General features: G+C 61.2%; 16 protein-coding genes. 7 read left to right on the forward strand and 9 right to left on the reverse strand.

The features are described 5' to 3' along the window. Positions 1-4: 4 nt before the first annotated feature. The 7 genes from Q0J85_RS01665 to Q0J85_RS01695 form a co-directional block, all read right to left on the reverse strand. Positions 5-2,347, reverse strand: coding sequence for an ATP-dependent DNA helicase RecQ (locus Q0J85_RS01665; RefSeq protein ID WP_294477624.1), 2,343 nt, complete (start codon positions 2,345-2,347; stop codon positions 5-7). A gap of 41 nt (positions 2,348-2,388) precedes the next feature. After that, a complete protein-coding gene (locus Q0J85_RS01670; protein WP_294477627.1) occupies positions 2,389-3,699 on the reverse strand; it encodes a hypothetical protein in 1,311 nt (436 codons plus the stop codon). 75 nt (positions 3,700-3,774) lie between these two features. Beyond that, positions 3,775-5,610, reverse strand: coding sequence for an exodeoxyribonuclease V subunit alpha (recD, locus tag Q0J85_RS01675; protein ID WP_294477628.1), 1,836 nt, complete (start codon positions 5,608-5,610; stop codon positions 3,775-3,777). Then, positions 5,607-9,131: a UvrD-helicase domain-containing protein gene (locus Q0J85_RS01680; protein WP_294477630.1), complete on the reverse strand. Its 3,525-nt coding sequence runs from the start codon at positions 9,129-9,131 to the stop codon at positions 5,607-5,609. The genes recD and Q0J85_RS01680 overlap by 4 nt, the downstream gene beginning before the upstream one ends. After that, positions 9,128-12,397 (reverse strand): exodeoxyribonuclease V subunit gamma, encoded by a 3,270-nt coding sequence (gene recC, locus Q0J85_RS01685; RefSeq protein ID WP_294477634.1) that lies wholly within the window; start codon positions 12,395-12,397, stop codon positions 9,128-9,130. The genes Q0J85_RS01680 and recC overlap by 4 nt, the downstream gene beginning before the upstream one ends. A gap of 66 nt (positions 12,398-12,463) precedes the next feature. Then, complete coding sequence (locus Q0J85_RS01690; protein ID WP_294477636.1) at positions 12,464-12,985, reverse strand: DNA-deoxyinosine glycosylase; 522 nt, start codon at positions 12,983-12,985, stop codon at positions 12,464-12,466. Beyond that, positions 12,982-13,155 (reverse strand): hypothetical protein, encoded by a 174-nt coding sequence (locus Q0J85_RS01695; protein WP_294477638.1) that lies wholly within the window; start codon positions 13,153-13,155, stop codon positions 12,982-12,984. The genes Q0J85_RS01690 and Q0J85_RS01695 overlap by 4 nt, the downstream gene beginning before the upstream one ends. 188 nt (positions 13,156-13,343) lie before the next feature. On the opposite strand from Q0J85_RS01695, the gene Q0J85_RS01700 reads away from it, so the two are divergent. Further along, positions 13,344-15,344, forward strand: a complete 2,001-nt coding sequence (locus Q0J85_RS01700; RefSeq protein ID WP_294477639.1) for a hypothetical protein — start codon at positions 13,344-13,346, stop codon at positions 15,342-15,344. Between the two features lies 1 nt (position 15,345). Here Q0J85_RS01700 and Q0J85_RS01705 read toward each other — a convergent pair whose 3' ends face one another. Continuing rightward, positions 15,346-16,440, reverse strand: a complete 1,095-nt coding sequence (locus Q0J85_RS01705) for a hypothetical protein (protein ID WP_294477641.1) — start codon at positions 16,438-16,440, stop codon at positions 15,346-15,348. A 142-nt stretch (positions 16,441-16,582) separates the two neighbouring features. Here Q0J85_RS01705 and Q0J85_RS01710 point away from each other — a divergent pair, with 142 nt between their 5' ends. The 3 genes from Q0J85_RS01710 (at position 16,583) to Q0J85_RS01720 (ending at position 17,548) form a co-directional block, all read left to right on the forward strand. Further along, positions 16,583-16,852 (forward strand): hypothetical protein, encoded by a 270-nt coding sequence (locus Q0J85_RS01710; RefSeq protein ID WP_294477643.1) that lies wholly within the window; start codon positions 16,583-16,585, stop codon positions 16,850-16,852. A 199-nt stretch (positions 16,853-17,051) separates the two neighbouring features. Further along, positions 17,052-17,246 carry a DUF4177 domain-containing protein gene (locus tag Q0J85_RS01715; protein WP_294477644.1) on the forward strand — a complete coding sequence of 65 codons (195 nt, stop codon included), beginning with the start codon at positions 17,052-17,054 and terminating at the stop codon, positions 17,244-17,246. After that, positions 17,246-17,548, forward strand: coding sequence for a hypothetical protein (locus Q0J85_RS01720; RefSeq protein WP_294477645.1), 303 nt, complete (start codon positions 17,246-17,248; stop codon positions 17,546-17,548). Before Q0J85_RS01715 ends, Q0J85_RS01720 begins: the two co-directional genes overlap by 1 nt. A 95-nt stretch (positions 17,549-17,643) precedes the next feature. On the opposite strand, the gene panB is transcribed toward Q0J85_RS01720, so the two are convergent. Beyond that, positions 17,644-18,429, reverse strand: a complete 786-nt coding sequence (gene panB, locus Q0J85_RS01725) for a 3-methyl-2-oxobutanoate hydroxymethyltransferase (protein ID WP_294477646.1) — start codon at positions 18,427-18,429, stop codon at positions 17,644-17,646. A 165-nt stretch (positions 18,430-18,594) separates the two neighbouring features. Between panB and Q0J85_RS01730 the strand changes: the two genes are divergently transcribed. The 3 genes from Q0J85_RS01730 to Q0J85_RS01740 are packed head-to-tail and all read left to right on the forward strand — an operon-like array spanning position 18,595 to position 23,802. Beyond that, positions 18,595-20,589, forward strand: a complete 1,995-nt coding sequence (locus tag Q0J85_RS01730) for a ribonuclease R family protein (RefSeq protein ID WP_294477648.1) — start codon at positions 18,595-18,597, stop codon at positions 20,587-20,589. A gap of 19 nt (positions 20,590-20,608) precedes the next feature. Continuing rightward, positions 20,609-21,145 carry a hypothetical protein gene (locus tag Q0J85_RS01735; RefSeq protein WP_294477651.1) on the forward strand — a complete coding sequence of 179 codons (537 nt, stop codon included), beginning with the start codon at positions 20,609-20,611 and terminating at the stop codon, positions 21,143-21,145. After that, positions 21,142-23,802, forward strand: a complete 2,661-nt coding sequence (locus Q0J85_RS01740) for a hypothetical protein (RefSeq protein ID WP_294477655.1) — start codon at positions 21,142-21,144, stop codon at positions 23,800-23,802. The genes Q0J85_RS01735 and Q0J85_RS01740 overlap by 4 nt, the downstream gene beginning before the upstream one ends. Positions 23,803-23,831: the final 29 nt, after the last annotated feature.

A 23,831-nucleotide genomic window follows, 5' to 3' on the forward strand; every position in this document is an offset into this window, starting at 1 on the left:
CGCATCAGCGGGACGCGCGGAACGCACGGATTTTCTCGAGGAAGATCGGGAGGACCGTGCGCGCCTTGATCGGACCGATTCCCGGAATTCTCATCGCTTCTTCGATCGTAAGAGGCTGCCGCCTGGCTAGTTCAGTGAGGGCGGCGTTGGTGAGGACGGCAAACGGCGGGACTCCGCGTGATTCGGCGATTTCGTGGCGCAGGGCGCGCAGCTCTTCGTAGAGCGGCGCGCTCTCGTCGTATTCAGGCAGCGGACCGGAGGAGCGGGCCGGAGCGGTGTGCCGTTCCGCTTTCCGCCGGAGTTCCGGCATATCGATCCGGGCATGGGCGTGTTCATTGAGCACCTCGAGCCCGCGGGCGGTCAATTCGATGCAGGGGAATTCGCCGCGTTCGATTCTGCCGATATAACCGGCTTTTTCGAGCGATTTCAGATAGGCGGCGATGCGGGTCTGCTTCAGGGCTTCGAGGCGGCCGAAGTGGCGGCTGCGGTGAAACCCGCGTCCGGTCAGTTCGGCGCTGCGGCTGCCGGCGAGAATCTGGCTGAGTTTCCCGCTGCCGATGCGGCCGTCGAACTCCTCGACGGCTTCGAGGATGCGGCGGATGATTCCCTCTTCGGCTGCGTCGGTAACTTCCCGCAGCGGGCCGGTATGGCCGTCGGCGGAACCGGAACAGTTGTCGCAGCTTCCGCAGTGCCAGGAACGGGCGTTTTCCCCGAAGTAATTGATGAGCGCGGCCTGGCGGCAGCCGGCGGTGCGCGCGTAGGAGCACACCTCATCGAGGCGGGCGAGTTCAAATTCGCGTTTGGCAGACATCGCCTGATAGTCCATGTCAACTTGAACTTTCTCCGGGTGAAGCAGTTCCGTACCGCGCCCGGCGAACGGGACATTCCATTCAAGGCATTCCCCGTTCAGCGCCCGGAGCACACGCCGGACCTGCTCGACAGAGAGTCCTGAAACAACGGCGAGTTCATCGAACGTAAACGCCTTTTTCTGAAGCAGTTCAAATCCGAACCGCTCGATGCAGCGCGCGATGAACCGCGAACGCTGCGTCGCCTGTGCGGCGTGTTCACTTGCGAGGTATTCGAGATCTTCGGTGAAACGCAGAAAACCGCGGTTGTTGCGCCGGTAGCCGCGGTCGATGAGATTCGCTTTTTCCAGAATCGCCATCGCTGCGGAGAGCTGGCTGTCGGATTTCGCGCCGGGAACTTCCGGAACGAGTTCCGAGAGCGTGACTTCGAGCATGGTTGTTTTCCGCTCGATCGCAAGTTCGCGCAGCCGGGTGTAGAGCTCCTGCACGAGTTCCGGCGGCGGATTGGAGAGATCGATCAGAAACTCCTGCACGAAACGGTCGCGGTAGGCGTAAAGCAGGATGCAGTCGGCATTTTCGCCGTCCCGTCCCGCGCGCCCCGCTTCCTGATAGTACGCTTCGAGCGACCCGGGGAGGTTGAAGTGGATCACCTGCCGCACATCGGGGCGGTCGATTCCCATGCCGAAAGCGTTGGTGGCGGCGAGCACGGGGCAGGGGTCGTTCATAAATCTCTCCTGCGCGGTCTTGCGCTCCTCGTCGCTCATGCCGGCGTGATAGCCGATGCAGCCCAGTTCAGATGAGAGGAGTTCGACGGCCTTGCGGGTGGAGGTGTAGATGATAGTCGGCTTCTTCCGTTTGAGCCGCTGACGGATCTCGGCGAACTTGCTCGAGTCCGAAGAACATTCGACTACGGAAAACGCGAGGTTCGGCCGTTTGAATCCCGCGACGTGAAGTTCCATCTCCGGGCGGTGAAGCTGTTCGCGGATGTCGTCCCGCACTTTCGGCGTCGCAGTCGCAGTGAATGCACACACCTGCGGGATCCGGAACGCGTCGATCACTTCGCCGAGCCGCCGGTACGAGGGGCGGAAGTCATGACCCCACTGGCTGATGCAGTGCGCCTCGTCGACGATCATGACCCCGGGGGGCGTTTCCACGAGAAAGCGGCGGAAGAAATCCGTATGAAACCGTTCCGGCGCAACGTAGAGCAGTTTGACTTCCCCGTTCGCCGCCTGGTTCGCGATCCGGATCTGTTCCCCGAACGGCACGGTGCTGTTGATGAATGCGGCCGGGAGATTCTTTTCAATGAGCGAGTCGACCTGATCTTTCATGAGGGAGATCAGCGGGGAGACCACGATCCCGTAACCGGGCCGCATGAGGATCGGCAGCTGATAGCAGAGCGACTTGCCCGCTCCGGTCGGCATGATGACGCATAGATCGCGTCCACACAAAATGCGTTCGACGACCTCCTGCTGATTGTCGAGAAAGGCGTCGAACCCGAAATAGCGCTTCAGCGCTGAGATTGGATCATTCTGCGCGTGCATGATTGCATAAGATACACCCGGAGCGCTGTTTTTTCAACCGCTTATTCGGCCGGGAGGTTTGCGTTCATGAACCGGATGAACGCGGCCCAGTCGAAATTTTGAACGTCATGCTCCCCGGCGCGGATGTGGTATCCGACCCGTTCACTGCCGACGGGGGTATGCAGATTCGGCATGGTTGCGTCGGCCGGAATTCCCTGAAATCCGAAGAGCCGGTAGACTTTCGAGGCTTCGCGGGCGGCGAGGAACTCCCCCTCCGGATCGGCCCAGGCATCCTCTTCCGCGCTCGCGACGTAGACCGGGCGCGGGGCGATGAGGGCGATGAGTTCATGCTGATCGACCGGAAGCGTCTCCTCGCGATCGACGTAGTTGTTCAGATTCAGCGCGAACCAGTGCGGAAATGTTTTGATGATCCGCTGGAGCGTTTCGCTCTTTTCGTCGTTCAGAATGTGCCGGGTCAGCGAGGCGCCGCCGCAGCCGGAGTCGTTTGAGATCGAAGCGGCGAACCGCGGGTCGAGCGCGGCGGCCCAGAGCGAGGTCTTGCCGAGTCGCGAGTGGCCCCAGACGATGATGCGCCGGGAGTCTACCTCCGGAAGCGTGAGCAGCGCGTCGAGTCCGCGCGAGAGGCCCCACGCCCAGGTTGCGATCGTGGCGGGATCGTCGGTGCGCTGGACGCCGTCGGTCAGGAACTCGTTGCGGATTCCGGTGCGCCAGGCGTCGGGGCGGTCCGGCTCGATGTCGGCATTGTGAATGGTCGCGATGCCGTAGCCGGAGGAGAGGATCGTGTCCAGATCGTAGCGCGGGGCGCGTTTCCCTCGCGGGCGCGGATTCTTCACCCACTCCGGAATCAGGATTTCCGGATCGTCGCTGATCGACTGATTTCCCAGGAAATTCAGTCCGAGAAAGACCGGAACGGGTTTCTCCGCTTTCTTCGGCAGATAGACGAGCATGCGGAACGGATTGGGCTGCTTCATCCCTTTGCAGGTGATGTCCCCCTGAATACGGATCGCCTTGCCGCCGAGGGCATTGTCACTTCTCTCGATCACCTTGAATTCGATCCCCTGCGGCGGAGCGGGGAGGGGATTGCCGTAGACATTGGTGCAGAACAGCTTGAGAAGTTCAGGGCGACGTTTGTTCATCCACGCTTCGGGGGTGTCGATTTTCGTTCCGTCGGAAGCGGTGAGCGCATCGGGGAGTTCCCCTTTCCAGAAGCCGGGCTGGATCGTCGCGGGGGTGCACTCGTATTGCAGCAGTTCAGATGTTACGGAGTCTGTTTTCAAGGTGTCGGCAGAGGCCTCTGAGAGCATCATCGCGGGCAGGACGGCAGCGGCGATTTTCATAATTGTTCCATTCATGTTGAAACTCTTTCGCATTGGGTTTTCATATACTATATTCTCATTCGCGCAAATTGCAACCGGCTCTTGTGGATTTCAGCGTTCCCGGAGGCGGTCGGCGAGGCCGGACTGCCGCACGGTTTTGCGGGCGAGAGCTTCGGCGATGATTTCCTGCGTGCCCCAGAGTTCGAGCCGTTCCTCCGCGCGCGTGATGCCGGTATAGAGCAGTTCGCGCGTGAGGATCGGGGATGCTTCATCCGGAAGCAGCAGCAGCACGTTGCGGAATCCGGAGCCCTGTGATTTGTGGATCGTCATGGCGTAAACGAGCTCGTGATCCGGGAGTTCCGCCGGGGAAAAGGTGCGCTCACGATCCGGGAAACGCACCCGGACGCCCCTCCTGCCGGGTTCGGACACGACCAGCCCGATGTCTCCATTGAAGAGCCCGGTGAACGGATCGTTGCGGGTGATGAGCAGCGGCACTCCGGGAGAATCCGAATCCGTCTGGCGGAGAATCCTGCAGATCAACGCATTTACGGCATCCACGCCGCGTTTCCCGGTGCGCGTCGCGCAGAGGATTTTAAAGGCGTTGAGCAGAGCGAAAGCGGTTTCGAGAGATTCCCGGTCCCCCGCTCCGGCGAGATCTTTCAAATCCATGAGAGAGTGAGACTTGTAAACGGGTGTCCGGAGCAAAATCCGCAACTCTCCCTCCATCGCGCGAGGGGAAACCTGCCGGGTACGGAAGTCGGGGGCGTCGCAGTCGGCGATGCGTTCGGCCGCCCCCTGCGGATCGGCACCCGTGAAATTGCGGATCATCGTGCTGAATTCGCCGATATGGACGGCGCGGTCGAACCGGTGATTTTCCGTCAGTTCGGCGATCGTGCCGGAGAGCGGGCGCGTGTCGACGGGCGCGGCGAGCCAGCCGGTCTGGAGATAGAACGCTTCGGCCGCCTCCGGGCGGAGCGCATTGAGCGCCGCCGAGTCGCAGAGATCCGGGAGCACCGCTCCGGCCTCGACCGAAGCGAGCTGATCCTTGTCGCCGAGCAGTACGATCCGGGAGCGCGGCGGGAGCGCGTCGAAGAGTTTCCCCATGAGCAGCAGCGGAATCATGGAACACTCGTCGATGATGAGAAGATCGTACGGCAGCGGATTGTTCCGGTTGTAACGGCAGTTTCCGCGCGGATTCATGCCGAGCAGCCGGTGGATGGTGGCTGCGGGCAGTTCGCGCAGCCGTTGTTTGATCGACTCGTCGACGTTGAGCAGCCGGACTCCGGAGCTGAGCGATTCGGCAAGACGGGATTGTGCCTTGCCGGTCGGTGCCGCCAGAGCGATCGCAAGTTCGGGATTCCGGCGCAATTCGAGCGCGAGCAGTGCGGCGACCACGGTGGTTTTCCCGGTTCCCGGTCCTCCGGTGATGACGGAGAACGAGTTGCACATGGCGGTGAAAACCGCGAGCTGCTGGAAATCTGTGTGTTTCCGGCCGGCGTTCGCCGCAAAATAGGGGAGCAGTCCGGCAAGTTCACCCGGCGCGAGTTCCGGCGGCGGCAGCGGCCGGGCGGCACGTGTGAGAATTTCGGAGGCGATCCGCCGTTCGCACTCATAGTAGCGCCGCAGATAGAGCCGTCCCTTGTCGTCGAGTTTCATCGGGGCGGTCGGCGAGGAGAAGAGCGGGGCGAATTCCGGGCGGCGCAGCAGTGCGCAATACTCCTGAAAATCCGGACAGCAGAGAACTCCTGATGACGATTCAAACCGTTCTCCCGCATGAAGTTCAAGTCTGCAGCAGCTGTGTCCTGCCCGGACTGCGCGGGTCGCGAGCGCCCCCGCCAGGGCGACCTCGGTCGGAATGGGGGCGCGCAGCAGCGTTTCGAGAAATTCCGCGAAAACCGTGTCGATCGGTTCAAAGCTGCCGGTTTCCGCAAACGGGAAGCGGTTCATCCGATCACCTCCTCAAGCTGCCGTACAAGTTCGTACGGCGGTTTATCGTAAAAGACGCCGCGCCCGGGATGTTCCGGCGAAATTCCGCGCAGAAAGAGGTAGAATACTCCGCCGAATTGAGCATCGTACTCCGCTTCCTCGAATTTTCCTGTCCGCATGCGCAGAAACTTCACGACTGCAACGGTATAAATCATGTACTGCAGAAAATAGAATCGCGCGGCCATCTCTTCCCGCAGCCGTTCCGGCAGGAAGTTTGAGCTGCGCCCGCCAATCCGGTTCGACTTCCAGTCGAGGATGAAGTATTTTCCGTGATGACGGAACAGAAGATCGATGAATCCGTTCAGACACCCGCCCGAGATGGAGCGATACCAGGTCGGCCATTCGGTCAGGCCGAAACGTTCCGCGGCATAGCCGGCAAGCCGCTCCCGGAGCGTGTCGGTCGTAAAGCCGTTCCGGAAGCGGTAGGAGAATTCAAGTTCCGCAAGTCGTTCGTTTTTCGGGACATCCCGCAGTTGAAACCGGATTTGGTCCTCTCCCGAGAGCGGGGCGGAAAGCACATTTTCCACCATTTCAACGGTGAGCGCGAGTTTCTCTTCCGGCTCTTCTCCGGCGCGGATGACGCCGAAATCGGTCAGCAGCGGCAGGGCGAGAGTGCGGAGCTCCTCCGCGTCGGCACGGAAGTCGGCCAGTTCAAAGAGTCGATGCCAGGCGTTGCCCGCTGCCGCGCCGCCGCGGACGGAGAAGATTCCTCCCTCCGGAGGTTCTTCCGGTTGAACGGGTTCGCCCTCCCGTTCATCATAGTCGAACGGCGTATCGCGTCCGCTCTCTTTCGGGCTGAGGCTGGAATAACTCACGAACTGCCAGTTCCCGTCGATCCGGAGCGCGGTCGGCAGCAGCTCGAGTTCGATCTCCGCATCCGGGGCAGGGCGGTATTCTTCCGGATCAGAATCCGAAATTCCTTCCGGATCAAGGAGTTCCGGCGGGATATCCGGATCCGGAAATGTGGTGAGCAACTGCGTTACCGGATTTGTGACCCCGGTCGCCTGGCGCATGCGGAAGAGCCACTCGAGCGGAGAGGTTTTCGCGCCCTTGCCCCAGATGACGAAACAGGCGTATTCCGCCCGGGTGAGAGCGACGTATGCCAGACGCAGAAGTTCCTGAAGCCGTTCGTTTTGTGCTGCCTGCACTGCCGTGTCCGATCCGGTCATGTCATACTCGAGTCCGCCATCGGAGTTGTGGAAGAGTTCCGCCCTCTTCTCCGCATTTCCGAGCTGGAGTCCCGGCAGCAGAACGATCGGGAATTCCAGACCTTTGCTGCTGTGGATCGTCATGAGCGTGACCGATTCGCGGTCGGTTTCGAGAAGCTGCTGAAACTCTTCGCCGTCGGCTTTTTCCGGGGAGGCGATGCGCTCGGCGAGAAACTCGGTGACCCCGGCCGGCGTGAGTCCGCGCCGGGCGGACTCCTGTTCGAGCAGGTCGCCGAGCTGGAGCAGATTCGTCAGTTTGCGTTCGCCGCGCGGCAGGGCCGGATAGCGGGCGCGAATGCGGCAGGCACTCAGCAGCGCGTTGAAGAACTCGATGAAACTCCCCTGTTCCCAGATGAGCTGAAGTTCCTGCAGGCGGGATTGTTCCGCGCTCAGACGCTCTCCGGATGGTTCATTCTGCAGTTCGACGACCTCTTCGAGCGTCCAGCCTCCGAGCGGCGTGAGCAGCAGATTCGGCAGTTCGCGCATGTCGCCGGAGGAGGCGGCGCGCAGCACCGTGAGAAGTTCCCCGGCGTCTTCCGAGGCGAAGACGTTCCCCGTCCGGGTCGACACCGCCGGAATCCGCAGCGCATGCAGTTTCTTCGCCAGCAGCTCCGCCTCGTAGTTGTTCAGAACGAGAATCGCGATGTCGCTCGGCCGGACTCCCGGTTCGGTGCGCCCCGGCAGCTGCAGAGTCCGGTCGTTCAGAAGTTCCGCGACTTTCCGGGCGGCCAGAGCGCGGCATTCGTCTTCACTCGCTCCGGGAACGTGGAGGATGCGGAGCGGGTTCGGCTCCGGAACTCCGTTTCGGAGCAGTTCGTTGCTGGAACTGCCGGGTCGCGCGCTTACGTGCGGAAACTGAATCGCCGGGTCCGCGAACGGCTGCTTGTGTTGATAGAAGATGCAGTTCACATTTTTGATCATGGCGGCCGAGGAACGATAGTTGGTCGAAAGCGTGTAACTCTTTCCGCCGCTTGATGTAAGATCCGTTGCGGCGCGCCGGTAGGTTGCGATGTCTCCACCCCGGAACGCATAGATCGCCTGCCGCGGATCGCCGACCATGTAGAGCGTTCCGCCCGGACGGCGGAAGATTGACGTAAAAATTTCGTACTGAATCGGATCCGTGTCCTGGAACTCATCGACGATCCCCGCCGGATACCGTTCGCGCAGAGTCGAGAGCAATCGGCTGCCCGGTTCGCGGAGCGCATGGTGGACCTGTTCGAGCAGATCGTCGAACGTCAGGATGTTGTCCCGGCTTTTCCGGGTGCGGAACTCCTGTTCGACGTACTCCATCGCCGCAAGTTTCAGGGCGATTCCGTAGAGCCTGATTGTTTCCCCGAATTCGTCGGCAAGCCGGAACGGTCTGGCGTCAAGCAATTTAAGGACGGTTTCTGTCGACACTCCCTTGATCCGCTTCCGGATGCGCGGCGCAAGCGATGAAAATCCGAAACCCGCAAGCTGCCGGAGCGATCGCGCCGTGCTTTTTTCGGAGAGCAGCTGTGCGGCAGCGGCAGGCGCGTCCGCGGCGGGACCGGTGTCGAGTTTGTTCAGATACGGCGCAACCGTCTCCAGAGCCTCCGGGAGACCGCACTCCCGAAGTTCGGCGTAGAGCGCTCCGGCTTTCTCCAGAAACCGGTCCGGACCGTCTGCGACGGCGTCCGGCGTGCGCACGATCAGGTTCGGATGGGCGAGTTTACGGTGGGCGAGTTCCAACAGATTCTCCGGCGTGATCGCCGCAGCCCCGGCCAGAGCCATGGCGAACTCCGCCCCCGGCCGGTAGAAGTTGCGGCGGTAGAAATCCATCCCGATTTCCGCAACGAGTTTCGAGACATCTTTCACCAGTTCGCTCCGGAACAGGACTCCACTCTCGAACGCATTCTCGCCAAGCACTTTCGCGCAGAATCCATGAATCGTCGAGATCGGCGCCTCGTCGAATCCGAGCAGGGCTGTCCGGAGCAGTTCCGCGCACTCTTCCCGGGAGCGTCCCGCTTCGAGCGCATTCTGCAGCAGGAGCGCTTCCCGGCTTTCTGGAGTTGCCTGTCCCGATTCGGCGGCGCGCAGAATCTCGCCGAGCACGGTCCGGATCCGTTCCCGGAGCTCCGCCGTTGCGGCCTCGGTGAACGTCACGACCAGCAGCGAACGGATCGGCAGCTGCCGTTCCAGCAGAAAACGCACGACCAGATTCTGTATCGTGTAGGTCTTGCCGGTTCCGGCAGCGGCTTCGATGAGATTCATTCCCTCGAGCCGGTAAGTCAGGTATTCCGGCCTGGTACTCATATCTCCACCTCCCGGAATGGAAACGGTCCCGGAATCGTCTCCGCACAGCGGATGAACTCCTCCTCAAAGCGCGGATCATCAAACGATTCCGGCGTGTAGCAGCTCCGGACGGCGGGATCGTCGAAATCTCCCGTCGCTCCATACCCCCTGCCGTCGAGAGAAAATGCCTTGCGTGCCGCTTCGTACCCCTGTTTCCGGTACGCCTGCGACGCCTTTTCAAAGAACGGCAGCGGATGGGTGAGCCCCGCGCGGAAAAGTTCGAGTTTCTCTTCGAGCGCCTGCCGTGCCTCCGTCTGCCCGACCGGGTCGAGAATCCGGAGTGACGGGCCGCCGTTGCCGATTGTCAGCACCGAGGTCGTGACCGGACCGTCGTTCGCCAGCGTAAGCAGCAGATGCCGGAGTTGCGCCCGGACTGCGTGCTTGAGTTTGAATTCCGAGAAAAAGAGCAGAGCCTGGCCGCTCCCGTCCGGTGATGCCTCAAGCGTTCCGGCGATGCGGAATCCTCCCGCTTCCAGATGAACGGCAAACGGTTGCTGCTCCCGGAGCGACCGCTTCGAGTTTTCCGGAATTTGCGACACGGAGTCGTACAGCTCGTCAAACAGCCGTTCTCCGGCAGCTCCGACCGGCAGCCGGCAGCTCCGGCGCAGCAGCCGATATTGCGTTTTGCGGTCGAGTTCATCGAGTGTATAAATTCCGATCTCTTTCTTAATCAGGTATTTTTGCAGATAGTCGATCGTCTCTGCCGTCGGTTCGGTATCCTCCGGACCGCTCGAAATGTCGTATTGAAAGACTCCCGCCCGATTGTTCAGAAACCAGCGGCACGGATGGACGAAGAATCGTTCAAGCTCTTCTGGAGTAATGAGTTCTGTTTTTTCTTCGCTCAGCGGAAAATGGTGGAGGGCCGGCTCTGCCGCTGAAGCGGCCGACGTTTGCAGCGATTCCAGCAGGGACTGTGCCGCTTCAAAGTTTTCCGCGGAGCGGGAGCGGGTATCCGGATTCGGGTTGTTCCGGTTGAAGTAGCTCAACTCAAACGGCTGAAGCCGGTGGCGTGTCACCTCGAACGGCGCGCTCGCCCGCAGATAGTCGATCAGCTCCCCGAGCGGGATCGCGGGGGGAAACTCCTCGTTGCCGCGCGCACTCTGCCCCTGATAGAAGAGCAGCAGATACTTCCCGGCGGACTGAATCGCCTCGAGGAAAAGATACCGGTCCTCCGCCTGGTGCGACCGGTCGCACGGTGCGACTTTGCGGTTCACGAGGTTGAATCCGGTTTTCAGGTCGCGGCGCGGGAATTCGCCGTCGTTCAAACCGAGGATCGCCACCGCTTTCATCGGGATGCTCCGCATCGGCACGAGGGAGCAGAACGTGATTTTCCCGCGCAGAAACGGGTCGTTGCGCCCCGGCAACGTCAGGGAGGAGGCCACCACCTCTTCGATCACATCGACCGGAACCGTCGCGGAGAAACCGGCCGCAGCAGCCTCCCGGCCGGGACGCTGCACGGCGCGGCGCAGCGCGGCGATTTCATCGAACTCCTCCTCCGGGGGGAGGAAGAAGTCGTCGACGGCTTGAAGCAGTCGCCGGCTCCACTCCTCCGGCGTCCGTTTGCTGAGACAGTCGCGGCGCAGTGCGAACATGCTCTCGACGGCGGTGATGAATTTCCCCAGCAGCATCGCATCGCCGTCCCCGACCGCCTCGAGCGGCAGAATTCCATCGGAGTTCAGATCTTCCGGCACCAGTTCCCGCGCAAATCCCAGCAGCAGCCGGTTGAGACCCTGCCGCCAGGAGTATTCGTCGAATTCGACGGAACAGATTTTCCGACGGTCGCCGCCGTCGACTCCCCAGCGGATTCCCGCCTCGTCGATCCAGCCCGCGATGATTTCAAGCTCCTCCGCCGCAATGCCGAAGCGGTTGCGCAGAGAGGGAACATGCAGGAATTCGAGGACCTTTGACGCTTCCATCCGGCCCGAGCGCAATTTCAGCAGTTCAAAGAAACACTCCGCAATGCGGCTCGTGCTGCGCAAGCTCCGATCCGAGACCGCGTAGACCTCTTTCAACGGCCCCTGTCCGAAAATCGAGTGAATGCAGGAGGTGTATTGATTGATGTCGGGTGCCATGACGATGATGTCGCGCGGCTGGATCTCCGGATCTTCGAGCAGTTCGAGCAGCTGGTCGTGAAGAACCTCGATTTCGCGGCGTGCGCTGTGGCAGTTGTGCACGCGGACCGAACGATCCTCTTTCGGGAACACAAACGGTCTGCCGGTGATTTCGCCGTCGCCGTCGCGTTCCCGCCGGAACATCGCATAGATATCCTGCTGGAGCGCGGTCAGCCGGGTCGGATTGACGTAGTCGTCCGGACCGTCTCCGCACGTCTCGAGGAACGATTCAAAGAGTTCTCCGCCGTCGACGCGGATCACCTCCGGCGCTTCGCAGATGCAGCGGAAGAATTCCCGTCCCTGCGCGCCGAAACTCGCCAGCAGCGGATTGCCGTCGTGGAACGCCGCGAGTTCTCCGCCGTCGCGCGCGATGAGCCGGGCGGCTTCCGCATTGGAATACTGCTCCGCCCAGTATTCCCGGCTCGGGTTCAGGTAGAAGAAGTTGATCTCCGTGAACTCCGATAATTTCAGGAAAAAACGGAGAAACAGCGGCGGCATCGTGCCGACGCCGAACATCGTGATCCGCTCCGGCAGCGCCCCCTCCGGAATTTTGGCGAGTCTGAAAAATTCCGTAAAATAATATTCGCGCGAAAACGACTCCCCGCGCAGTTCGCAGTAGAGCCGCTTCTGCCATTCGGCGTCACTCCATTCAGCCGCGCCGCCGGTGCGCCAGTTCGCGAGCATCTCCGGCCGGTAGATCTGGTACTGATCGAAGAGCTCCGCGATCCGGCAGGAGAGCTGCCACTCCTTGAGCTCTTTCTGCGGCGGAACGAGGTAGGCCGCGAGTTCCGGATACGCTTCCGGCTTCTCCCGGAGCAGACGGCAGATCCGCCACGGAAGCACCTCGGCGGAAAAGCGTTCGCTGTCGGCGTGAAACGGCGGAAACAGCGCTTCGAGCGTCCGGTTCACGAAATTCACAAGGAACGGCGTATCGAAGTTCGCCGCAATACGCCCGCCGTCTCCGACCCGGAGCTTCAGCCACGAGGCCATTCCCTGCGTCTGCACGACGACCGTCTCGGGAGTGAAGACATCCCGCGGCGGGGAAGTCGTGACGATCTCGACGAACTTCTCTGCCAGACGCTCGAGTTTGTTGCCGGTGTAGAGTCGGAAACTCATGGGACTACCCTGTTGGAGTTCTGAAGATAAGGGGGAATATAACCGCGCGGAGACCTTTTTTCAATTTCACCTGGCGTTTTTCTGCAGAAATTCTGCAACCACACTCCACGCCTCGCGTTTCTGCTCGTAGCGCATCGTCGCCGCCGCCGGGCTTGTCGAGGGGAGCCGGACGATTGCAAGTGATGGATTTTCAAACAGTTCCGGGGCATTTCGTCTGAGCTGCTCGAACGATTTTCCGCCGTTGCAGCCGATGAGGCGGATCGTCGGATGGGACGCGACGAGGGCCGCGACCGGATTCGGCTCAATGTCGCGGATCTTCGTGTCGAGACTCCCCGTGCGGCGTCCCGCCCCGATCGTATCCCAGAGCGCGACCCCGGCCCGGCGCAGCGCCTCGAGCCGCTCCTCGTAGGGGAGTTCCGGATCGAAGTCGAGCAGCTCCCCCATGATTCGCCAGAATGCGTTGTGTTTGAACGCATAATATTGCTGTTGACGCAGCGACTCCTCGCCCGGCAGCGAGCCGAGAATCAGCACGCGCGGATTCCGTCCGACCATCGGAGGGAAAGAGTGTTTCAGTTCTTCGTTGTTCATCGGTTTCGACTCTTCAGAAAGCGGACGTGTTTATCGAATTCGACCGAAACCAGCCCGATCTCCCAGTCGGCCGCGCCGTAATCCGTGAGCTGCCGCCCGTCCGGAATGCGTGTGCCCGAATTGCTGAAGAGACCCGGTGTGGCGAACTCTCCCCCCCCCCAGGTTTCCACGGTTGATCGGCGGGGAGCAGCCGCTCCGGGGTGCGGACGAACTGTTTTTCACGCAACAGCATTTTTCCTCCGAGAATGAAAGTGGTTTTTCACATAAAATACAGCAATTCGTCATTTTCTGCAAATCAACTTCTTGCATTGATGCGAATCCGGGCATATATTGCCGGAGAACGAATCGGGAGGCGGTTATGGCGGATTACAGATTCATCGACCGGGACGGACGTGAGAAGAATCTCGATGCGGGGGCGCTGCTCCGACGGCTCTCCCGCGGGAGGATCAGCCTGGAGACTCCGGTGCGGAGTGTGGGCGAAGCGGAGTTTCATCCGCTGAAAGAGGATCCCGACCTCGGCCCGGCAGCCGGTGTCATCGAGTGCGAGAACTGGACCGCCGCCCGCCGTTTTTCGCTGACGTCGGAGATCGGTTTCTTTCTGTGCGGCATGATTTTCGCCGTTTCCATCTTTCTGTTTGGCGCATATTGGAAATTGCCTGCTTTTCTGGCGGTCTGGACTTTCCCGGACACCCTGATGAGTGCACAGTTCCGGAAACGCTGGCCGCGTCTGCCCTCCCGGGGGCTGCTGTGGCGCGCCTGGCTGCTCCTGCTGCCGTATCTCAATTTGCTGACCGGTCCGGCGGTGGGATTTGCGATGTTCCGGCGGAGGCGGTTCGCATTTACCGTGGCGTGGGCCGCATACACGCTGCTGGTCGTGATGCTCTGGCTGCTGCCGGGCGTGCCGCAGGCGCGTTTTTATCCGGCGATTCTGCTTCTATTCGCGTACGGTGCGGCGTTCTGGATTCAGATCAGTGTGACGCGGGGGGCGCGTCTCCGGCTGGAGGCTGTCCGGCGGGCGGCCGGATTCGGGGAGGTTCCGCCCTGGTATCAGCCGCTGCCGCGCCGGAGTTCCCCGCTGCTGCCGTTCTGGCCGAGGCGCGGAAAAGCCGAGATGCGGCTGTTCGCCTGGAGTTTGCTGGTCTGCTTCCTTTCTCTCGGGATTTATGCGGGTGTGCTCTGGGCGGTCGGCATGATCCAGCTCGGAGAAGTCGAGCGTGAGGTGCGCGAACGGGGATTGTCGGTGGCTGCGGGGCAGGTTTCGGAATCGGAGAGGGTCGCGGCGGCGCTCTTCGATTCGATCGAACTGCCGCCGTTTCCGGGGGAGAACGAAGCCGAATCCGGGAGATATCCCGATCTTCCCGAAAAGTATGATGTGGTCTACCGCCGCCAGGTGCAGCGTTATTTTGAAGCGAACCGGGAGCGGTTTCGCTGTCTGCGCGGAGTATGGGCGCTCGGACTGATCACGCTGCCGGACGCGGAACCGGAAACGGTGCAGGAACGTCGACGCAAGATCTGGATTCTCGCCAAGCTCTTTGAACCCGGCCTGCGGCAGGAGTATTCCTCCGCGGATTTGTCGCGGGTCTTGCGCTTTCTGTATCGGCTCGAAGCGTTGGATGAGGGTTTTCTATGCCGGGGGGTCTCTGCGAATCTGACGGCGGAATGTGCGGCGTCTCTGTCGCTCGAGTCGCTCTATGCGGAAGCGGATTTCTGGCGCACCCGGGAGGAATTGCTTCAACGTCGGTTCCTCGATCTCTTCTGGCGCACCCATCTTGAAAGGCTGGACGAGGAGGAGACGCTGCTCGGCAGCGCCATGATTTTTTACCGCCCCGTCTACCGCGCGAAACGGCTGCGGCGGATGCTTGCGGAGATCCCGCGTACCGTCTGGGAGTTCGGAGACGGAAGTTCGCCCGGCAGTGGAGAATTCACCACCCCGAATTTGTTTGATCCGTCGACCTTTGCGATCGATTCCGTGCGGATGAGCCGGCTTTACCGCGAGGCTCTCGCCCGGTGTCGTGCGGCGCGGGCCGGAATTGCCGCGGAGATCTTCCGGCGAACGCAGGGGCGTTTCCCGGAAACACTCGAAGAGCTGGTTCCGAAATACCTTCCCGCGGTGTTCCGGGATCCGTTTTCCGGCGACGGGCTGCGCTATTTGTGCGGCAATCTCGAGTATGTCGTGCTCGACGTCCGCTTCCGGGACGGCAGGTTCGAGAAGTCTCTGCGGAAATGCACCGCCGACGGGATTCGCGTATACAGCCTCGGTGCCGACGGCGTCGATGACGGCGGCCGGAACCGGGGCGACGGCGAAATCTCCGGCGACGTTTCGTTCACGATCGTCACCGGCGGTGCGTCCGCGGATTGATTCAGCACATCTCCCGGAACGTGATCGAGCCGAGGGTATCGTCCGTGTCGGAGTTTTCGATGAAGAGCATCCGGTTGCCCGCTGCATTGAGCTGCGGGTGCGGATGGCGGTACTGTCCGGTCGGGTCGGAGTGAATGGTCTTCACGATCTCTTTCGTGCCGGCGGCACGGTCGATGCGGATGATGTCGAACTCTTTCTCGGTCTTGCGTTTCGTATTGCCCCACCACATGGTATCCATGGCGAAAACGGTTCCGTCGGCGTTGCAGGAGCTGTGCCAGTAGTCATCGCAGTCGAGAGCCGTGTAATTGCTTCCATCCAGTCCCATGACGACCAGCGCACCGGGCAGGACGCTGACCGGATAACGCACGGCGCAGATGGTATCCCCGCCGGTCATTTCGTGCCCGATGCACTCGAGTAGTTTGCCGTCCGCGGAAATTTCGTGGTGGTGGAGAACCTGTTTTTCCCCGGTTTTCCAGTTGATGCGGTTGACCCGGTCCGGGATCGTTTCGGTGGCGCCCTCGTGTGCGAACATGAGCCAGTCGGTATCTTTCTGGAACTGGAAGTGATTCGCGAAAAATCCGCCGAACGGCAAGGCCGCCAGACATTCGAGTGACGCCGTGTCGAAGATCAGCAGCCCCGAGCGTTCCGGCTTGCCGGGCTCCAGGGAGTAGACGCCGAACGCCGCGAGTTTGCCATCCGCGCTGCGGTTGCCGGGGCCGCCGATGCGCGTGGCGGAGTCGCTGTGGCGGTAGACCAGTTCCGGTTCGCCGCCGTGGAGTGGAACACGGTAAAGTTCCGGGCCGCGCGGCAGCAGCAGAACCTCCTGATCCGGCAGAAAAACCGAGCAGAGCAGTTCTTCGCTCACGACTTTCAGCGGAATGCCGTTCCAGCGGTCGAGAGAGAGTTCTTTCGTGATCTTCTGTTCCGACGGCGACCAGGCATGGAGCCGGATCCCGGTGAAATCGGGGCGGGCCGAGAAGAAGATGAAGTACGCTTCCTCTTTCCCCCAGGGCGAGGAGGTGTAGTAGGGCAGAAAAGTCATGCGGCCCGGGAGCTGGATCCGCTGCTCCCGCCAGTTGGAAACGGTTGTTTTCATATCGGGAAATCCTCCGGATTGGTTGTCTCGTTTACTGTACACCCCGGGAAATATTTTGCAACCCGCGGGAGATTAGTCTCTCATCTTTTTGCTTGAAAAAAACGCATGTTGGGAGTAGTTTATGAGGAGCAGGAGGCGTAAAATGGATATTTTTGAAGCGATCATGATGGTGTGTTTCGGCGCGAGCTGGCCGGTGTCGATCTGGAAGACCATCCGGGTGAAGAATCCGATCGGGAAGAGCGTGATTTTTCTGTGGCTGGTGGAGATCGGGTATCTGTCGGGGATCGTCTACAAGCTTGCGCACCCGGACTGGGTGATTGCGCTCTACTGCCTGAATGCGCTGATGGTCGGAACCGACCTTTTCCTCGTGATGAAATACAACCGTATGCGGCGGCGCGGCGAACTGCGCTGAAGTCGGGAGGGAGGCGGCGCAGTCGGAGAAAGGCGTTCCCCTTGCGGGTCGAGCCCCGGATGGAGCAGAAATTTCCGATGTTCGGGAAAGATCCGGCTTGAAATATGGATGAAGTGTGCTAATGTGTATGAGTATCCAGAATGTTTGATATGATGTTCGTGGATTATTTCAAGGTGTTTTCAATGAAAGGGAAACGAGGATGAAAGAGTACAAGGTGTTGACGCAGAAAGACAAATGGTTTTCCGGTAAATTCGATCCCGAGATGCTTGAAAAGGCGATCAACGCCTACGCGCAGCAGGGGTGGTGCGTGTCCGCCGCGGCGACGGCTTCGTTTCCGGGGCTGCTCGGCGGGAACCGGGAAGAGATGGTCGTCATTCTGGAGCGGGAGATCTGATGTATTATTCGCAGTTCGACGGAATTTATTTTGTCGAAGGAAGTCTGCCTGACGCGGAAGTGATTCGGGAAATCTCCACGTCGATCAACGAATTCTTCGGGCAGAGTCAGTTGAAATCCCTCGACGATGTGAAGCGGAAGATGGTCAACGCCGTCCGGGCGCTGGGCGGAAATGCGGTCGTCGAGTTCAAGTACGGGCAGAAGTCGAGCTTCTGGCAATCACTGCTCGGACTCGATGACGTGAGCTGGTATGCGTCCGGGAAAATCGCCCGGATCAATCCGGAGAGTCTGCCGCACCGCTGAGCAGGAGCTTCTTTCCCCCCTCCGTTCCCCGATTCGCTGTTGTGGATACGGAGGGGTTTTTGTTTGCCGGAGACGATCGGCCTCCGGTCCGGAAATCACTGGAATTGGCCGGTTCTGACGTCGTCCGCGTAACGGGTGACGGCCTCACGGAAGATGCGGCCGAGTTCGGCGTAGCGCCGGGCGTGCTTCGGAGTGAACTCTTCAAAGAGACCGAGCAGGTCGTTGAGAACCTGGACCTGTCCGTCGCAGGCGGGGCCGGACCCGATGCCGATGGTGGGAATCCCGATATTTTCGGTGATCATCCGGCCGACTTCGGCGGGCATGCACTCGAGAACGGTCGCAAATGCCCCCGCCGCCTCGACTTTGCGCGCATCTTCGAGCAGCCGTGCGGCATCCTCCGGGGTTTTGCCGGTCTGGCGGTATCCACCCGCGGTCATGATATGCTGCGGGAGAAGTCCGAGGTGGGCGACAACGGGGATGCCGCTGCGGACGAATTTCTCGATAAGGGGTGCGACTTCGGCGCCGCCTTCGAGCTTGATGGCGTCGGCGCCTGCTTCCTTCAGGGCGCGCCCGGCGTTGCGCAGCGCCTCGGCGTCATCGGCCTGATAGCTCATGAACGGCATGTCGAATACGACAAATGCGTCCGGCGCTCCGCGGCGGACGGCCCGGGCGTGGTGGAGCGCCTCCTCCATGGAGAGAGGGAGGGTATTCTTGTAGCCGAGCACGGTCATGGCGAGGGAGTCGCCGACGAGGAGCGAGTCGACGCCGGCAGCATGGCAGATGGAAGCCGTCGGCGCATCGTAGACGGTGATCATGGAAATTTTCTCGCCGGCAGCCTTGCGTTTCCGGAACGTTGCGACGGTGACTTTCGGATTATTCATGGATGGACCTCCTTGGTGGAACCCGGTTGATGGGGGATTCCGAATTTTCTGATCGTTATTAATATGCGCCGTCGGGGGGAATTTTGCAAATTTCTTTTGAACTTTGTGCGATTGCGTGTTATGTTGAATGAAGAAGCCGGAAAATCCGAACAGGAGGAACGCACGATGAAGAAGGAAAAAAAGAAACGGCTGCGGCGCATTGCGGAACGGCTGAAGCTCCGCCGGTCCCGGCGGCAGGAGACGGTGATCGGCAAAATCACGATTACCCATTCCGGATATGGATTTGTTTCGCTTCCGGAGGACGAACATGGCGAAAAACCGGAGGATGTGTTCATCCCCGCGCAGTTTGTCGGGGATGCGATGGATGGGGATGAGGTGAAAGTGGCGATTCTGCCGCCGCGCCCGGAGCGTCCCGGAGAGGGAGAGAAAGGACCCGCCGGAAAAGTGATCGAAGTGGTGAACCGCGAACGCGAGGAACTCGTCGGGGAGCTGCTCGCAGGACACCGGGTGCGTCCGCTCAACAAACGCATGCCCGAGGAGATCGAGATCTCCGGAGCCCGGAACGGGGCGAAGCGCGGCGACTGGGTTCGCGTGAAGCTGCTGGGGCGCGAGGACGGGGTATGGCGGGGGACGATCCGCAAGGTGCTCGGCCGGGCGGGAGTCATTGCCGCGGATCTCGACGCCGTGATGGCCGAATACGGTCTGGCTCCGGCTTATTCCGAGGCCGACAACGCCGAGGCGGAGAAGATCGAGCCGCGGGAGATGGAACGGGAAGACCACACGCAGGCATTGACGCTCACGATCGATCCGTTCGATGCGAAGGATTTCGACGATGCGCTCTCGATCGCGCCGGGAAAGGATGATTCCGAAGTGGTGATCGGCGTACATATTTCCGACGTCGCCTCCTGGATCGCGCCGAAGTCGAAGTTCGACAAGCAGGCGGAAAAACGTTCGTTCAGCTGCTATCTGCCGGGGCGGACGCTGCCGATGCTGCCGAAAGCGCTGACGGCGAAGATCAGTCTGCGGGCGGGCGTCGATTCGCGTGCGCATACGGTGTTTCTGACGGTGGAAAAGGCGACGGGGAAAGTGATTTCGTTCCGGCGCTGCCACACGCTTGTACGGGTGGATCACCGGTTGAACTACGAGGAGGTGCAGGCGTTTCTGGACACGGGGAAAGCGCCGGATGACTGGTCGGCGGAGCTTCGGAATTCCCTGAAGCTTCTGCTCGAGATGACCCGGAAGATGCGGCAGTTCCGCCGGGAGACCGAGCAGTTCGTGGAGATGGATCTGCCGGAGATCCGGGTCCTGTGCAGCGAGAGCGACAACAAGATACTCGGGCTGGTGGCCAAGACGCCCCGGGAGTCGGAGCAGCTTGTGGAGGAGTGCATGCTTGCGGCGAATTCAGCGGTCGGAATCGAACTCGGGCAGAAGAGCGTGGCCGGGATTTACCGCGTGCATCCGGCTCCGGATCCGGAGAAGATTGCGGAGTTCACCGCGATTATGGAAGAGTCGTTCGGGTTGACGCCCGGCGACCTGACCGAGCGGAAAGCGTGCAATGCATTTCTCGCGAGTTTGCCGGACGATCCGCGCCGGCCGGTGATCCTGAGTCTGCTGCTGCGGTCGATGCCGCGGGCGTACTATCTGGAGAAACCGGCGCTGCATTTCGGACTCGGCAAGGGGAGATACGTCCACTTCACGAGTCCGATCCGGCGCTATCCGGATCTCATTGTCCACCAGCAGTTATGGAATCTGGATACGAAGTCGCGCACGCGGACCGTCTCGACGATGGCGCGGGTCGCCGCCGACTGCTCGATGAAAGAGGAGAACAACGATGCCGCATATTTTGCGGCGAACGACCGGCTGAAGCTGCGCTATCTCGAGGAGAAACTCGACGCGGGCGGGGAGAATTTCTACGAGGGAGTCATCGTGAAAGTGGTCTCCGGAGGACTGCAGGTCGATATTCGGGAGCTTGGAATGTACGGTTTTGTCGAGCGGGAACGGCTGCCGGGCGAGTATCGGCGCAGCGACTTCGGTTTCCGGGAGGAGCGCGGACACAAGAAATACAAGCCGGGAGATTTCATCTATCTGCGGCTTTCGCGCATCGACTTCGCGCGCGGCAGTGCGCTGTTCGTTCCGGCGGGTTTGACGCAGGGGAAGTGAAATGAGTCAGGGATATTCGATGAAACATATAGGAATCACGATCGCGGTATCGCTGATCGTCGTGGTTCTGATCTCGCCGCTGTTGCGTCCGGCAGGGGAATCCCGGCCGGGCGTTGTGGAATCGTCGTCAGCTGAGCGGGCGGCGGTGACGGCTTACCGGGAGACGATGGTGGAGCTGTGCCGGGGAGCGCGTCTGAAGTTCCAGTCCGGAGCCGTTCCGAAATCGGTGGTGGTGTATGCGCAGCTTGAAGCCGATCTCGCGCAGCTCAAGTTCCTGGCGCTCGACGCCCCGGGACGCGAAATCGGCGCGGCGCGCGCGGCGGTGAAAGCGCATTACTTCGGGGAGCTGCGCAAACTGCTGCAGTCGCCCGGGGGCGGCGGGGAGGATACGCAGCTGATCCGGGTCACGCGCGATGAGTGCCTCGCCCGGATCGAACTTGCGGGAAAACTGACTGAATTATCTGACAATCAGGAGTTTGAAAAAGCCATGGCCGAATGGGAACTCGATCCCGGTCAGGAGAAATTAAAGAGGATGTTTGAAGCGGAATTCAAATGATGCAGGATTTTCACCGGCTTGACCACTTCCACGATCTGACGCTGCCGGAGTGGGGGCCGTACTCAAAGAGATTTTTCGGGATTTCGCACATTGCGGATCGGGAGCGGGGGCTGCGTTTCGATTTCACGGTGGTGCCGGCGTTTTACCGTCGTCAGCTCGGAATCCCGGATGCGCTGCGTCCGTCGGGGTATCTGCCATGGGAGGTGTCGGCGGATCTGGAGAACTACAGCTATCGGCAGCAGCTGGAGCCGATGGACCGGATCTACGCGGATATCAGATTTTCAAAACTGCGGGACAATCTGCGGCTGGCGGAGTGTCGTTGCGTGAACCGGACGGATGAGCCGGTGGCGTTCGGGGTGCATTTTCTGTCGAATCTGGTCGCTCCGCCGGAGAAGCGTCTGGAACCGGTGCTGCCGGAGGGCTGCGTCTGGCTCGACGCTCTCGACCATGCGGGGCTCGAATGGGCGGACCCGCGGCCGCAGGACAATCTCGTCTACGACGCGCTGCGCCGGGGGGAGGTGCGTTGTTCCGGTACGGTCCGCGGCGGCTGCGTCGGTCAGGGCTGGGGGGCGGCTGCCGGAGACCGGCTGCATTTCCGGCTGCCGAAGCCGATCGCGGGCCCGGCGACGGCGGCGATCCGCTGCCGGGTGGAACCGGGAAAATTCGTGGAACTGCTCGTGAACGGAGTGACGGTCGGAATTCCCGGAACGGAGGGGTGGCATCTGGTGGAGGCCGATCTCGCCCCGGTCGGGAACGGGGAGATTCTGCTGGTTTCGCAGGGGGGGGCGGAGTGCCGGATCGACGGCATCGCTTTCGGCCCGGGAGCTGAAAAGAGCCGTTTCCGGGAGGTGGCGGACGGGTGTTCGCCGCATGTCGGGCCGGGGCCGGTCCGGAACAGCCGGATTCTCACGTTCGACGCGACGGATACGGTGTACGGTGTGTTCTGGGATTTCGATTCGGAATTCGTACGTCGCTATCGTGCGCCCTCGATGATGAATCTGCTGCTTTACAGCGACGAGGTGCATCAGCCGTTTTTCGGGGATTGCCGCGACAGCGGCGGAGAAGAGGAGTGGGTCGACGCGGTCATGCAGCCGCTGACGGCTTCGCCCGGAGGGACGGCGACGGTGCACGCCGCCGTCTGTTCCGGTTCACGGGAAGAGGTTCTGGCGCTGCTTGCAGAGGCGGAACGGCTGCGGGATGGGTTCGGCCGCCTCGCGGAGGAGTCGGTCCGTTCTTACTGGCGTCCCGTGTCGACGGCGGAGGGGAATCCGTTCGCGTTCAGTCGGGAGCGGCTTGCGGCGGTGACGCTGACGAACGTCGTTTTTCCGACCTGGTTCAAGGGGGCGAATGTGCGTCATCATACGCCGGGTCGCCGCTGGAACAGTCTCTATACGTGGGATTCCGGATTCATCGGGCTGGGGCTGCTTGAACTCGATGAGAAACTCGCCGTCGAGAATCTGAACGCCTATTTGACCGAGCCGGACGACGAGGAGTGCGCGTTCATCCATCACGGTTCTCCGGTGCCGGTGCAGTTTTATCTGTTTGCTGAGATCATGAATCGCGGCGGCAATCGGTCGCTGGCGGCTTATTTTTATCCGAAGCTGCGTCATTACTACCGGTTTCTGGCGGGGCACGCGCCCTCTTCGACCATGCGGGGACACAGCCGGGGAACACTGGTGCGGAGCTGGGATTACTTTTACAATTCGGGCGGCTGGGACGACTATCCGCCGCAGTGGTTTGTCGCGACGACCGGTGCACGCGACGCGGCTCCGGCGGTCGGCAGTTCGCACGTGATCCGCTGTGCGAAAATTTTGCGTGCAACGGCGATGGAACTCGGGATTCAGGCGGATCTGCCAATGTACGAAGAGGACATTGCGCAGCTCGGCAACCTGCTCCAGCGCGATTCGTGGGATGAGCAGTCCGGGAGTTTCAGCTTCGTCCGCTATGATGAGAAGGAGCAACCCTGCGGTATTCTGCGGTATGAAAACGGCTGCAATTACGATCTCGGCATGGACGGTGCAACGCCGCTCCTGGCGGGGATCTGCACGCCGGCGCAGAAAGTTAAGCTCTGGGAGCGGCTGGAGAGCCCCGATCACTGCCGGACCGAGTTCGGGCTTTCGACCGTGGATCGGGCGGCGCCCTACTTCCGGATGGACGGCTACTGGAACGGTTCGATCTGGATGCCGTATCAGTGGTTTTTCTGGAAAGCGGCGCTGGACGACAACCGGGCGGATTTCGCCTGGTGGATCGCGCATACGGCGCTCACGGTCTACGAGCGGGAAGTCTCTTCGTCGCGCGGTTGTTACGAACAGTTTACGATCGCTGCGGGGCGAGGGGGGGGCTGGCACCATTTTTCGGCGCTGTCGTGCCCGGTGCTCGGATGGTTCGGGGCGTACTTCGTGCCCGGGCGGTTGACCGGAGGGCTCGACACCTCGATCCGGGAGTGTTCGATCGGGGATCGGGCGTGGAGTGCGCACATCACCGTCGGCGGAGACGCCGCAACGGGAGAGTCCACACTGATCGCCGTGACCGGAGTCGGAACGTGGCGCGCCCGTTACCGCGGGACGGAACTGCCGCTGCGTCCGAGGGTTCCGGGGACGTTTGAACTCTCTCTGCCGCGCGGAACGGAGGGGGTGCTTGAGCTCGAACGGGTGTGAAGAATCCGGTGCGCCTCCGCTTGCGTTAT

The sequence above is a fragment of the uncultured Victivallis sp. genome (genome assembly GCA_944389935.1).
Classification (GTDB): Bacteria; Verrucomicrobiota; Lentisphaeria; order Victivallales; family Victivallaceae; genus Victivallis.

What these genes read in the sequence shown, in the direction of transcription:
- Q0J85_RS01665 (WP_294477624.1), bottom strand. Translation starts at nt 2,347, where the DNA reads ATGCACGCGCAGAATGATCCAATCTCAGCGCTGAAGCGCTATTTCGGG.
- Q0J85_RS01670 (WP_294477627.1), bottom strand. Translation starts at nt 3,699, where the DNA reads ATGAATGGAACAATTATGAAAATCGCCGCTGCCGTCCTGCCCGCGATG.
- recD (WP_294477628.1), bottom strand. Translation starts at nt 5,610, where the DNA reads ATGAACCGCTTCCCGTTTGCGGAAACCGGCAGCTTTGAACCGATCGAC.
- Q0J85_RS01680 (WP_294477630.1), bottom strand. Translation starts at nt 9,131, where the DNA reads ATGAGTACCAGGCCGGAATACCTGACTTACCGGCTCGAGGGAATGAAT.
- recC (WP_294477634.1), bottom strand. Translation starts at nt 12,397, where the DNA reads ATGAGTTTCCGACTCTACACCGGCAACAAACTCGAGCGTCTGGCAGAG.
- Q0J85_RS01690 (WP_294477636.1), bottom strand. Translation starts at nt 12,985, where the DNA reads ATGAACAACGAAGAACTGAAACACTCTTTCCCTCCGATGGTCGGACGG.
- Q0J85_RS01700 (WP_294477639.1), top strand. Translation starts at nt 13,344, where the DNA reads ATGGCGGATTACAGATTCATCGACCGGGACGGACGTGAGAAGAATCTC.
- Q0J85_RS01705 (WP_294477641.1), bottom strand. Translation starts at nt 16,440, where the DNA reads ATGAAAACAACCGTTTCCAACTGGCGGGAGCAGCGGATCCAGCTCCCG.
- Q0J85_RS01710 (WP_294477643.1), top strand. Translation starts at nt 16,583, where the DNA reads ATGGATATTTTTGAAGCGATCATGATGGTGTGTTTCGGCGCGAGCTGG.
- Q0J85_RS01715 (WP_294477644.1), top strand. Translation starts at nt 17,052, where the DNA reads ATGAAAGAGTACAAGGTGTTGACGCAGAAAGACAAATGGTTTTCCGGT.
- Q0J85_RS01720 (WP_294477645.1), top strand. Translation starts at nt 17,246, where the DNA reads ATGTATTATTCGCAGTTCGACGGAATTTATTTTGTCGAAGGAAGTCTG.
- panB (WP_294477646.1), bottom strand. Translation starts at nt 18,429, where the DNA reads ATGAATAATCCGAAAGTCACCGTCGCAACGTTCCGGAAACGCAAGGCT.
- Q0J85_RS01730 (WP_294477648.1), top strand. Translation starts at nt 18,595, where the DNA reads ATGAAGAAGGAAAAAAAGAAACGGCTGCGGCGCATTGCGGAACGGCTG.
- Q0J85_RS01735 (WP_294477651.1), top strand. Translation starts at nt 20,609, where the DNA reads ATGAAACATATAGGAATCACGATCGCGGTATCGCTGATCGTCGTGGTT.
- Q0J85_RS01740 (WP_294477655.1), top strand. Translation starts at nt 21,142, where the DNA reads ATGATGCAGGATTTTCACCGGCTTGACCACTTCCACGATCTGACGCTG.